Source organism: Agromyces sp. GXS1127, from assembly GCF_050565425.1.
GTDB lineage: Bacteria > Actinomycetota > Actinomycetes > Actinomycetales > Microbacteriaceae > Agromyces.
The window spans coordinates 374,029-386,138 of record NZ_JBOCIG010000002.1 but is presented as its reverse complement, the minus strand read 5'-3'; the positions used below and the strand labels follow the sequence as shown (position 1 = coordinate 386,138).

Sequence of the window (12,110 nt, the reverse complement as noted above, 5' to 3'; positions counted from 1 at the left end):
AGCGGCGGTCAGCCGCGGGCGAGGCCGAACTTGGCGAGCTGCGCGAACGTGCGCGCGTCGTCCTCCTCGCGCCGCCGGCCGATCAGCCAGGCGACGGCGGCCGCCGCGGCGCCCGAGGCCACGAGCGAGATCACCCAGATCCATCCGCCGTCCCACGCCATGCCGAGCCAGGTCAGCGCGACCCAGACGACCGCGGCGACGCCCGCGCCGACGGCGGGCACCAGGACGACGCCGCGGAACTCGCGGCGGGGTGCGACGAAGTGCGCCGTGAGGCCGAGGATGGCGCCGCCGAGCGCGATGAAGAGGAGCTCCATCAGCCGACGAAGCCGATCTTGCGCGACTCCTCCGTGCCGATCTCGACGTAGGCGAGGGCGGCGGCGGGCACCACGTAGACCGTGCCCTTCGAGTCGGTCAGGCGCAGCACGGGCGACTGCCCGCTGAGCGCCGCCGAGACGGCCTGCTCGACCTCCGCCGCCGTCAGCGAGGTGTCGAAACCGAGCTCGCGGGGGGAGTTCTGGATGCCGATGCGAAGGTCCACGGTGCGCCTTTCTGTCGTTGACTCGACCCTACGACACGCGGGCGTGCGGGCCGGACGCGTTCACTGTCGGCGGACACGGATACCGTGGGCGGCATGCCCCGCTCCGCGACCACCGCTCCCGCCGTCGTCGACCTGGTCCCGGCGCTCGCGGCCGGCGGTCACGCCGCGGTGTTCGGGGCTCCGGGGTCCGGCAAGACGCGGCTCGCGATCGAACTCGTCGCGCACCGCGTGGAGCACGGGCTCGACCCGTCCGAGGTGCTCGTTCTGTCGGCGACGCGGCGCACGGCCGCGGCGATGCGCGACGCGATCGCGCTGCGGCTCGACCGCACCACGCGGGGCGCGCTCGCGCGGACGGCGAGTGCAGTCGCCTACGATCTCGTGCGCGCACGCACCGGGCGATCGGTGACGCTCCTCACGGGCGCCGAGCACGACCAGGTGATCGGCGAACTGCTCGAGGCGCAGGCGATCGACGGCGGCGGCCCGGAATGGCCCGAGACGCTCGCGGCCGACGTCCGCGAGCTGCGCGGCTTCCGATCCGAGCTCCGCGACCTCATGATGCGTGCCGTCGAGCAGGGCATCGGGCCGGGCGAGCTCGCCCGCCTCGGCGAGGCCGCGTCGCGGCCCGAGTGGTGTGCCGCGGCGGCGTTCCTCGCGGAGTACGCGGAGGTGAAGGAGCAGCTGCGGCCGACGCAGTTCGACTCGGCCGAGCTCGGCGCGTTCGCGGCGTCGATCGTGCGGCGCAGCGCGTTCGACCCGGAGGATGCGCGGGCGCTCGGCGCCCTCGCCGGGCTCCGGCTCATCGTGCTCGACGACGCGCAGGAGGCCACGGAGGCGACCGCGGGCCTGCTCGGCGCGTTCGCCGCGCGCGGCGTCGAGGTCGTCGCGCTCGGCGACCCGGATGTCGCGAGCAACGGGTTCCGCGGCGGCCGCGCCGACCTGCTCGGCTCGCTCGGCCGGGTCCTCGGCGGCGCCGAGGTGCGACGGCTCGAGCTTCCCGTCGTGCACCGCGGCCGGCCGGCGCACCGCGAGCTGCTCGGGCGGGTGACGGCGCATATCGGTGCCGCGCTCGGCGGCAGCCACCGCGCCGCCGGGGTCGCCGGCGGCGCGGCCGACGGCGTCGATGACGATCCCCTCCAGCCGGTCCTCGGCATCGAGGCCCCGTCGCCGGGGACCGAGGGCGCGCAGGTCGCCGGCCTCCTCCGGGAGCGGCACCTGCTCGACGGCGTCCCGTGGTCGTCGATGGCCGTCGTCGCGCGGTCCGGGTCCGAGCTGCCGGCGCTCGCGCGCGCGCTCGCGGCCGCCGAGGTCCCGGTCTCGGGCGGCGCCGTCCGCACGGCGCTGCGCGACGCTCCAGGGTCCGCGGCGCTCATCGCCGCGGCGGTCGTCGTGCTCGAGCTGCGGCCCCTCGACCCCGAGACGGCGACGACGCTGCTCACCGGTCCGCTCGGCCGGCTCGACCGCGTCGGGCTGCGCCGCCTCCGGCTCGCGCTCCGCCATGAGGAGCTCGCGTCAGGGGGCGTGCGCAGCGCCGACGAGCTGCTCGTCGAGGCGCTCGGCGCCGCCGGCGGGTTCGCGACGATCGACGCGCCGGCCGGTCGGCGGGCGTCGCGCCTGGCGCGGCTCCTCGAGTCGGCGCGGCGCTCCGCGGCGCGCGGCGCGACCGTCGAGGAACTGCTCTGGCTGCTGTGGCACGACAGCGGCCTCGAGGCCGAGTGGGCGGCGCAGGCGGCCGGCGCCGGGGTGCTGGCCGACGAGGCGAACCGCTCGCTCGACGCGGTCGTCGCGCTCTTCTCCGCGGCGCGGCGGTTCGTCGAGCGCGAGCCGGGCGCACCCGCCCGTCGGTTCGTCGACGAGGTGCTCCAGAACGCGCTGCCCGAGGACTCGCTCGCTCCGGAGCGAGGCTCCGACGCCGTCGTGCTCGCGACGCCGCCGGCGCTGATCGGGCGGCAGTTCGACGTGGTCGTGGTCGCAGGCCTCCAGGAGGGCGTCTGGCCGAACCTCCGCCCGCGCGGCACGCTGCTGCACGCGGGCTCGCTCGCGCGCGCGGTCGCCGCGGCGCGCTCGGGCGATCCGGTCGGCGAACCCGAGCCGCCTGCCGCGGTGCGCGCCGCCGTGCGGGCCGACGAGCTGCGCCTGTTCGCGCTCGCCGTCTCCCGTGCGGCACGGCAGGTCGTGCTGACGTGCACGTCGAACGACGACGAGCAGCCGTCGGTGCTCATGGGCCTCGCGCCGGCCCGCCTGCCGTCCCGCCGACGCCGGCCGCTGCACCTGCGGGGCATGGTCGGCGCGCTCCGACGCGACGCCGGGGCGGGCGACCGCGAGGCCGCGGCGGCGATCGCGCTGCTCGCCGAGCACGGCGTGCCCGGCGCCCACCCCGATGAGTGGTACGGCTTGGCCGAGCCCACGACGACCGCGCCGCTCGTCGACCTCGACGGCGATCCCGAAGCACTCGTGTCCGTGTCGCCGTCGCAGATCGACCGCGCTGAGGAGAGCCCGCTCGGCTGGTTCGTCGACCACGTCGCCCGACCGCCCTCCGGGCTCGCCGCGTCGATCGGCACGATCGTGCACGCGGTCGTGGAGGAGGCGGCGCAGCGACCCGGCGAGGTCGACGTCGAGACGCTGTGGGCCTCGGTCGAGCGCCGCTGGCGCGACCTGCGCTTCGAGGCCGGCTGGGTGGGCGAGCGCGAGCGGCGGGGCGCACGCCGGATGACCGAGGGGGCCGCCGACTACCTCCGCAGCGCGGAGGACGACGGGGTCGTGGTCCTCGGCGCCGAGGGGCGGTTCACGCTCGTCAGCGGTCGCGTCCGGATCACGGGCACCATCGACCGCGTCGAGTCCTCGCCCGACGGCACGACCGTCATCGTCGACGTCAAGACCGGGCGCACTCCGCCGACCGCGGCGAAGACGGCCGAGCACCCGCAGCTCGCGGCGTACCAGCTGGCGGCGCGCGCCGGCGCCCTGCCGAACGGCGGACGCCTCGGCGGCGCGAAGCTCGTCTACGTCGCCCGCCCGGTCGGCGGTCGGCTCTACACCGAGCGCGCACAGCAGCCGTTCGACGACGACGCCGAGGCGGCGTTCCGCGCGCGACTGGAGGAGGTGGGCCGCGTGATGGCCGGAGCGCGTTTCGACTCGCCCGTCGAGTTCGGGCACGGGTCGCGCTTCGGCGACTGGCAGTACCGCGTCCACCTCGTGCCGGCGGTGTGCGCGTGACCTCCGCGCGGATCGGCGCCGACGAGATCGCCGCGCGGCTCGGCCTGCACCCGCCCACGCCCGAGCAGCGCGCCGTGATCGAGGCCGACCCGCGGGGCCGCAGCATCGTCGTCGCCGGCGCGGGCAGCGGCAAGACCGAGACGATGGCGAACCGCGTCGTGTGGCTGCTCGCCAACGGCGCCGTCGACGTGCCCGAGGTGCTCGGACTGACCTTCACGCGCAAGGCCGCGGGCGAGCTCGCCGAGCGCGTCCGCGAACGCGTCGCGCAGCTCGTCGCCGAGGGCATCGCCGACGTGCGGCTGGATCCGCTCGAGTCGGCCGCGGTGTTCACGTACAACGCGTTCGCCGGGGCGATCTACCGCGAGCACGCCCTGCGCATCGGGCGCGAGCCCGACGCGTCGATCCTCGGCGAGGCGGCCGCGTGGCAGCTCGCTCGCGGCATCGTCTCGGCCTCGGCGGACCCCCGGCTCGTCGAGCTCGACGCCTCGCTCGACCGGGTCACGGGCGCCGTCCTCACGCTCAGCCGGGCGCTCGCGGAGAACGTCACCGACAGTCGCGACGTGTGCACCTTCGCGCGCGAGTTCCTGGCGATGCACGACCTCCCGATCGAGGCGCCGCGCAAGCGCACGCCGTTCGAGAGCTTCGTGTCCGCGCTCGGCATCGTCGAGGCGTTGCCGCCCCTGCTCGAGCTCGCCGACGCGTACGCCGCCGAGAAGCAGCGTCGCGGCGTCGTCGAGTTCTCCGACCAGGTCGCGCTCGCGCTGCAGATCTGCACGGCGCACCCCGAGGTCGTCGCCGAGCACCGGGAGCGCTACGCCACCGTCCTCCTCGACGAGTACCAGGACACGAGCGTCGTGCAGACGCGCCTGCTCGCGACCCTGTTCCGCGACCACGCGGTCATGGCGGTCGGCGATCCCGACCAGTCGATCTACGGATGGCGCGGGGCCAGCGCCGCCAACCTGGCGCGCTTCGGCCGCGACTTCTCCTCGTCGGGCGAGGCGGTCGCGTACGACCTCTCCACGAGCTGGCGGAACCCGGTCGTGGTGCTGGAGGCCGCCAACGCGCTCATCGGACCGCTCGACGGCGGCATCCCGAAGGCGCCGCTGCGCCCGTCGCCCTTCGCCGGCGCGGGCCGGCTCGACGTGTCGTGGTCCGAGACGATCGACGAGGAGGCGGCGTCGGTCGCGGACTGGCTCGCCGAGCGGATGCGACCCGGCGGCCGGACGGGCGCGCTGCTCTGCCGCACCTTCGCGCACGTCGACCTCTTCGCGACCGCGCTCCGCGACCGCGGCGTGCCCGTGCACGTGCTCGGCGTCGCAGGCCTCCTCGACCAGCCGGTGATCGCCGATCTCGTCTCCGCCCTGCGGGTCGTGCACGACCCGACCGCCGGGTCGGAGCTCCTGCGAGTGCTCGGCGGCGCGCGATGGCGCATCGGGCCCGCCGACCTCGCCGCGCTCGGAGCGCTCGGCGGGTGGCTCGCCGACCGCGACCTCTCGACCCGGCGCCTCGCCGACGAGGTGCGCCGCGGCATCCGCGGGTCGATCGCACCCGACGAGTCCCCGTCGATCGTCGACGCCCTCGACTTCGTGCTGACCGCCCCGGACGACCACCGTGCGCTCGCCGGGCTGAGCGGCGAGGGCCTCGCCCGCATGCGGCGGGCCGGCGCGCAGCTGCAGTCGTTGCGACGGCGGGCCGGCCTCGGGCTGGTCGACTTCGTGACGCTCGTCCAGCAGGAGCTCCTGCTCGACATCGAGGTGGCGGCGAACCCGGCTCAGCCGCTCGGCGCGGCGAGCCTCGAATCGTTCGACGACCTGGTCGTCGCCTTCGTCGACTCGGCAGAGCAGCCGACGCTCGGGGCGTTCCTCGGCTGGCTGACCGAGGCCGAACAGCGCGACCGGCTGAGCCCCCGCCAGGACGAGCCAGAGCCCGGCGCCGTGCAGGTGCTCTCGATCCACGGGTCGAAGGGGCTCGAGTGGGACGTGGTCGCGATCCCGCGGATGGTCGACGACGAGCTGCCGTCGAAGCCCCGGAGCAACCGCGGATGGCTCGCCTTCGGCGCACTTCCCGACGAGTTCCGCGGCGACGCCGACGAGATCCCGCAGCTCATGTGGCGGGGCGTCCAGAGCCAGGCCGAGTTCGACGAGGCGGTGCGGGCCTACGCGGAGGAGAACCGGGAGCGCCACGCCGAGGAGGAGCGCCGGCTCGCGTACGTCGGCCTGACCCGCGCACGTTCGGAACTGCTGCTCTCCGGGTCGTGGTGGGCGACGCAGCGCGCGCCGCGGTCGCCGAGCCCGTTCCTCCGCGAACTCGTGGTCGCCGGCGTCGTCGATACGACGGTGCTGCCCTCGGCGCCCACCGAACCCGAGAACCCCCGCTCCTCCGACACCGCCCGCGTGACCTGGCCGCTCGATCCGCTCGGCGCGCGCCGCCCGGCCGTCGTGCGCGCCGCGGACGCCGTCCGCGAGGCGGCGGCGATGCCGTCCGGTTCGGGCATCGGGCCGGCGCTCGCCGACGAGCTGCGGATGCTGCTCGAGGAGCGGCGGCGACGCGGCGAGTCGCGCCGCGGGGCGGGGGTGCCCGTGCGCGTGCCCGCGTCGCGGTTCAAGGACTACGTCGACGACCCCGACGCCGTGGCGGCCGAACTCGCCCGGCCGATGCCGCAGCGCCCCTACCGCGCGACGCGGATCGGCACGCTCTTCCACGCCTGGGTCGAGGAGCGGTCGGGCGGATCCGCCGCGCGGCCCGCCGGCCCGGCGGCGGGACGTGGCGCGATCGGCGGGGCCGTCGACCTCGACGCGCTCGACTTCGAGCTCGACGACGAGGCGGGTTCCGACACCGCCGTCGACGACCCGGTGGAGGCGCGCCTCGACCGCCTGCGCGCGACGTTCGCCGCTTCGGAGTGGGGCGACCTGCAGCCCGTTGCCGTCGAGCTCGAGCTGCACCTGCCGCTCGACGAGCAGGTGTTCGTGTGCAAGCTCGACGCCGTCTACGACGTCGACCCAGGCTCCGAGCTCGGGCGCCGCGGCATCCGGGCGCAGGTCGTGGACTGGAAGACCGGCGGAGCCCCCCGCGACGCCCGAGAGCTCGAGCTCAGGCAGACGCAGCTCGCGCTCTACCGGCTGGCCTACGCCCGGTGGTCCGGCCTGCCGCCCGAGCAGATCGACGCCGTGTTCTACTACGTCGAGGACGACCTCGTGCTCCGACCCGAGGAGCTCTACGACGAAGCCGCGCTGCGCCGGGCCTGGGCGGGGGTCACCGCCCGCTCCGGAGCGTCCAGCGGTTCGCGCGTCGCCGGAGACGAGATCTCGACGGTCCCCGACGAGGTGCGCACGGCGATCTCACGCGGTTGAGCGCGGAGGGCGAGCATAGGGCGAAGGCCGCCCGGACCAGCCGTCAGGCGGAGGGCCCGTGCGTCCCCGTCCCGCGGGTCGGCTTCGCGGCAGCCGCCGAGGCCTCATCGGACTGCGGCGTCGCGTCGCCCCAGTCGCTGAGGTCGAGCGGGATCGGCGCCGTCAGGCCGAGGTCGCGCTCGTCGTCCTCCGAGCCGCTGCCGCCGGCGTCGAGCTGCCGGCGGAGCTCGGAGACGTCGTAGCTGTCGGTGAGCATCGTCGCGCCGGACTCGCGCGGCAGCTGGTCGCGCGGCGTCTGGTCGAGCATGCGCTCGACGTCCGCGACGGCGAGCACCGGGCCGGTATCGGTGGTGAGCGAGTCCGAGGAGTGGTCGTGCACGCTCGCCACGAGGCCGTCGAGGAGTCCGACGGCGTCCTCGATCACCTCGTCGTCGTGCGTGTCGATGCCGTGCAGGAGCCAGCGGGCGAGTTCGAGTTCGCCGTACAGCAGCGCGCGCCGCGCGAGCTCCGCGTCGGCTCCGCCGGCGCGTGCGTCGAGGTACGCCGCGAGGGTGCGCTCGGCCGACATGCCCGTCGAGGTGAGGACCCAGTGCAGGTCGTGCGCGGGGTCGTCGTGGGCGAGGCCCGACCAGCCGATGACGCCCGTCACCCGGTCGCCCTCGACGAGGAACGAGTCGGCGCCGAGCTGGCCGTTGACGACGGTCGGCGCGAAGCGCCACAGCGTGTCGTCATCGGTCGCCTCCTCCCATCGACGCACGAGGGCGGCCGGCAGCCTGCCGGTGTCGGCGGCACGGTCGATGATCGCGACGGCGGCCTCGCGGGCCTCGGCCGCGCTGCGGCGCGGGAGCCCCGCGTCGCCGATGAAGCCCGACGGGAGCGCGTGCACGGCGGCGATCGCCCGCCCGACGTCGGCCGCGAGCTCGGGTGTTCCCGTGAGCTCCTCGGCGGTGCGCCCGGCGCCGGGGATGAACTCCGTCACGACCGCCCGCGTCGGTCCGATGGGCGCCTGGCCGACGAACTGCGGCACCGCGAACGGCAGCCGTGACCGGATGCCGGGCGTGAGTGCGCGCAGCGCGACGAGGTCGGCGGACTGCTCGGACTCGGCCGTCTGCGACCGCGGTGCACGGATCAGCAGGTGCCGTCCGTCGGTGGAGTGGAGCTCGACGGCATCGAACGCGCCACCCGCTCCGCGGGAGTGCGCCCGGGCCGCCCGCACCTCGAGTCCGGCCACCGCGGCCGTGGCCAACGCGGCTAGAGTGAGTGGGGGTCTGGCCATGGCACACAGCCTAAGCAGGTCATCCGGCATGCCCGGGACCGCCACGCCTTCCCGACGACTCCGGCTCCGACGAGAGGTGCACCGTGCTCCAGCCCGACGTGCCGAATCCGGCCGGCGCCCCGCAGGCCGCGACTCCGCCGCCGCTCGCACGCGAGCACCTCGATCGCGACGCCGTGACCCGCACGCAGCAGGGCCGTGCCGAGGCGTTCGACGCCGACCCGAACGCGCGGGTCCTCGCCGTCCACGCGGGCCGGGTGCTGCTCGTCGAGCCCGCCGCAGGCGAGACCGGGCCGCGGCTCGAGCTGCGACATCCGTCGGCCCTGCCCGAGCCCGAGGTGCGCTGCTACCTCGGGCGCACGCTCGATGCGAGCGCGGATGCCGCGGGCGCGGCCGTTCCGGCCGGAAGCCCGGTCGAGGCCTGGATCTACGACGCCGGCGCGGCCCGGTCCATCGCCGAGGAGGTGCGGTGGGGCGGGCTCCGGCGTGTCGCGACCGGGCTCGACGACCGCGACGCGGGGCTCGCGCTCGAGGCCGTGGCCCTGGCGAACTGGCACGTCACGCACCGGTTCTGCCCGGGCTGCGGGAGCCCGACCGAGGTCGTCAGCTCGGGCTGGGCCCGGCGCTGCCTCGAGGAGGACCGGCTGCGGTTCCCGCGCACCGACCCGGCCGTGATCGTCCTCGTGACCGACGACGAGGACCGGGTGCTGCTCGGGTCGAATGCGATGTGGGAGCAGGACCGGTTCTCGGTGCTCGCCGGATTCGTCGAGCCGGGCGAGTCGCTCGAGGCCGCGGTCGTGCGCGAGCTCGTCGAGGAGACGGGGCTCGCGGTCGATCGCGTCGAGTACCTCGGGTCACAGCCGTGGCCGTTCCCGGCGAGCCTGATGTGCGCGTTCCGGGCGCGGGTCGTGCACGGCGCCTCGACGGTGCCGGTGCCCGACGGCGAGGAGATCCTCGAGCTCCGCTGGTTCGACCGCGACGAGCTCCGTGATGCGCTCGGCCGCGTCGCCCTGCCCGGTGAGACGTCGATCGCGCGCTGGATGCTGGAGGAGTGGTACGGCGGCCCCCTCGCCTCGTCGATGCCGTGGTCGACCTCGTGACGGGCGACCCGCTCCTCGCGGCGCTCGACGACGAGCAGCGCGTCGCCGCCGAGGCGCTGATCGGCCCGGTGTGCGTGCTCGCCGGCGCCGGCACGGGCAAGACGCGCGCGATCACGCATCGGATCGCGTACGGCGTCGCCTCCGGGTCGTACGATCCCGCGCGCGTCATGGCGCTCACCTTCACCTCCCGCGCGGCCGCCGAGCTCCGCACGCGGCTCCGCGCGCTCGGGGCCGGGTCGGTCGCCGCCCGCACCTTCCACGCCGCGGCGCTCGCCCAGCTGAACCACTTCTGGCCGATCGTCGTCGGCGGCCCCGCGCCGCGGGTGCTCGAGTTCAAGGGGCGCCTGCTCGGGCTCGCCGCCGAACGCTGCCGCGTGAAGGTCGACACCGCGACCCTCCGCGACGTCGCCGCCGAGATCGAGTGGCGCAAGGTCGGGCTCCTCGGCCCGGACGACTACCGGGTCCGGCTCGCGTCGCGCGGGGCCCCGGGAACGCTCACCCCCGAGCAGATGCTCGCGCTCGTCGAGGCCTACGAGGAGCTCAAGGACGAGCGCCGCGCGATGGACTTCGAGGACGTGCTGCTCGCGACCGCGGGCATGATCGAGTCCGAGCCCGCCGTCGCGATGCAGGTGCGCGAGGCGTACCGCCACTTCGTCATCGACGAGTACCAGGACGTCTCGCCCGCGCAGGAGCACCTGCTCGAGCTGTGGCTCGGCGGCCGGCGCGACGTCTGCGTGGTGGGCGATGCGAGCCAGACCATCTACTCGTTCGCGGGCGCGAGCGCCGACTTCCTGCTCGGCTTCGAGCGCAGGTACCCGGATGCCACGATCGTGCGGCTCGAGCGCAACTACCGGTCGACGCCCGAGATCGTGGAGGTCGCGAACCGGCTCATGCGCGGGCGGCCGGGTGCGTTGCGTCTCGAGGCGGCGGTGCCGGACGGCGGTGACCCCGCGGCCGCGCCGGACGGCGGCGACCTCGCGCCCGCGCCGGACGGCGGCGACCTCGCGGCGCCGCCCGACGGCGGCCGCCCGGGCGGCACCGCGACGGCAGGGCGCGTCGCCCACGGCCCGGCGCCCGAGGTGACCGAGTTCCCCGACGAGCTCGCCGAGGCGCGGGGCGTCGCGACGCGGATCCGCCGGCGTATCGATGCCGGCGTCCCGCCGGAGTCCGTCGCCGTGCTCCTCCGCGTGAACTCCCAGTCCGCCCTCTTCGAGCAGGCGCTCGGCGACGTCGGCGTGCCCGTGCGGGTGCGCGGGGCGCAGCGCTTCTTCGACCGCCCGGAGGTGCGCGAGGCGGTGCACGCCATCCGCGCCGCCGCCCTCGCGATCGCCGACGAGCCGCTCTTCAAGTCGGTGAGCGACGTCCTGCGCTCGCTCGGCTGGACCGTCGAGCCGCCCGCCGGTCCCGGCGCGGTGCGCGACCGGTGGGAGTCGCTCAACGCGATCGCGCGGCTCGTCGACGACCAGCCGCCCGGCACGACGTTCCGGGCCTTCGCCGACGACCTCCGCACCAGGGCCGAGACCCACCACGAGCCCGCGGTCGCCGCGGTCACGATCGCTACCCTGCACTCCGCGAAGGGCCTCGAGTGGGACGAGGTGCACCTGCCCGGGCTCGTCGAGGGCATGCTGCCGATCGCGTACGCGACCGGGTTCGACGCGATCGACGAGGAGCGGCGGCTCCTCTACGTCGGCATCACGCGGGCACGGCGACGCCTGTCGCTGAGCTTCGCACGCTGGTCGTCCGGACGCCGAGCCGAGCGGGAGCCGTCGCGCTTCCTGCGGGAGCTCGACATCCGCAGTCCGGGTGCATCCCGACCGGCGCCGGCCTCGGGAGCGCCTGCCCGGGCGCGTCGCTGACGACGACCGTCGCGGCGTCGAGCGAGCTCCGGCCCGTGCGCAGCAGGTCGTCGACGACGGATGCCGCGAGCGCGAGCGCCTCGTGCCTGGCCCGCCCGGCGTGCCGGGGTGCGGGCGCGACCGCGAGCTGCGCGGCGATCGCCGGCCACGCGGCATCCGCATCGCGCCGGGCCAGGTGCAGGCACCGCAGGCACGGTCCGCTGCCCGGCCGCACGAACGGCCCGACCTCGGCGCCGCGTTCGTCGAGCACGACCGCGAGATGCGGCACGTCCGCCGCGAGCCAGGGCAGGTGCGACGACGGCGGGATGACGCGTGGCGCGACCAGCACCGTGGCATCCGTGGCCTCGGGGTCGGCGTCGGCCGCCGCCACCGGCCGGTGCCCCAGCCTGAGCAGCGCGGTGCCGAGGTCGTCGACGAGCGTGGTGGGCCCGGCCAGCGCGACGACTCCGGATGCCGCGGGGCCGTCGTCGTCCGTGAAGGCGGGTTCCAGCCGGTCGATCAGGGCATCGATCCGTGCGGGGTCGCCGTCGAACGCCGAGCCGATGACGTGCAGCGTCGACCGCGAGGCGCCCGCGGCGAGCGCCTGCAGCAGCCCGGTCTCGAGCGCGCCCGGCTCGTCGATCAGGGCGACGGGCCGGATGCCGCCGAGCTGGAGGGTGCTCGGCGAGCGCCACACGAGGGGGAGCGAGGGGTCCAGTCGGGGCGTCATGCCGGAAGCATGGCGCAGGGGTCGAGGCCGCGTCGGCGCGCGTCCACAGGTCCGGGCGATCAGCGGCCGGGAGC

General features: G+C 75.8%; 7 protein-coding genes. 4 read left to right on the top strand and 3 right to left on the bottom strand.

The features are described 5' to 3' along the window. Nucleotides 1–8 precede the first annotated feature (8 nt). Together ACQ393_RS04715 and ACQ393_RS04710 are read right to left on the bottom strand one after the other, a co-directional pair. Complete coding sequence (locus ACQ393_RS04715) at nucleotides 9–314, bottom strand: hypothetical protein (protein WP_430645655.1); 306 nt, start codon at nucleotides 312–314, stop codon at nucleotides 9–11. Beyond that, nucleotides 314–538, bottom strand: coding sequence for a DUF3107 domain-containing protein (locus tag ACQ393_RS04710; protein WP_430645654.1), 225 nt, complete (start codon nucleotides 536–538; stop codon nucleotides 314–316). The genes ACQ393_RS04715 and ACQ393_RS04710 overlap by 1 nt, the downstream gene beginning before the upstream one ends. 93 nt (nucleotides 539–631) lie before the next feature. On the opposite strand from ACQ393_RS04710, the gene ACQ393_RS04705 reads away from it, so the two are divergent. Together ACQ393_RS04705 and ACQ393_RS04700 are read left to right on the top strand one after the other, a co-directional pair. Beyond that, nucleotides 632–3,748: a PD-(D/E)XK nuclease family protein gene (locus tag ACQ393_RS04705; protein ID WP_430645653.1), complete on the top strand. Its 3,117-nt coding sequence runs from the start codon at nucleotides 632–634 to the stop codon at nucleotides 3,746–3,748. After that, nucleotides 3,745–7,098: a UvrD-helicase domain-containing protein gene (locus ACQ393_RS04700; RefSeq protein ID WP_430645652.1), complete on the top strand. Its 3,354-nt coding sequence runs from the start codon at nucleotides 3,745–3,747 to the stop codon at nucleotides 7,096–7,098. Before ACQ393_RS04705 ends, ACQ393_RS04700 begins: the two co-directional genes overlap by 4 nt. 43 nt (nucleotides 7,099–7,141) lie before the next feature. Here ACQ393_RS04700 and ACQ393_RS04695 read toward each other — a convergent pair whose 3' ends face one another. Beyond that, on the bottom strand, nucleotides 7,142–8,374 hold the full coding sequence (locus tag ACQ393_RS04695) for a phosphotransferase (RefSeq protein ID WP_430645651.1): 1,233 nt from the start codon (nucleotides 8,372–8,374) through the stop codon (nucleotides 7,142–7,144). An 83-nt stretch (nucleotides 8,375–8,457) separates the two neighbouring features. Between ACQ393_RS04695 and nudC the strand changes: the two genes are divergently transcribed. Both nudC and ACQ393_RS04685 read left to right on the top strand, forming a co-directional pair. After that, nucleotides 8,458–9,471, top strand: a complete 1,014-nt coding sequence (gene nudC, locus ACQ393_RS04690) for an NAD(+) diphosphatase (protein ID WP_430645650.1) — start codon at nucleotides 8,458–8,460, stop codon at nucleotides 9,469–9,471. Beyond that, on the top strand, nucleotides 9,423–11,327 hold the full coding sequence (locus tag ACQ393_RS04685; protein WP_430645649.1) for an ATP-dependent helicase: 1,905 nt from the start codon (nucleotides 9,423–9,425) through the stop codon (nucleotides 11,325–11,327). The genes nudC and ACQ393_RS04685 overlap by 49 nt, the downstream gene beginning before the upstream one ends. The last annotated feature ends 783 nt before the right edge of the window (nucleotides 11,328–12,110 follow it).

Coding starts and splice junctions, on each gene's coding strand:
- ACQ393_RS04715 (WP_430645655.1), bottom strand. CDS start 314: ATGGAGCTCCTCTTCATCGCGCTCGGCGGCGCCATCCTCGGCCTCACG.
- ACQ393_RS04705 (WP_430645653.1), top strand. CDS start 632: ATGCCCCGCTCCGCGACCACCGCTCCCGCCGTCGTCGACCTGGTCCCG.
- ACQ393_RS04695 (WP_430645651.1), bottom strand. CDS start 8,374: ATGGCCAGACCCCCACTCACTCTAGCCGCGTTGGCCACGGCCGCGGTG.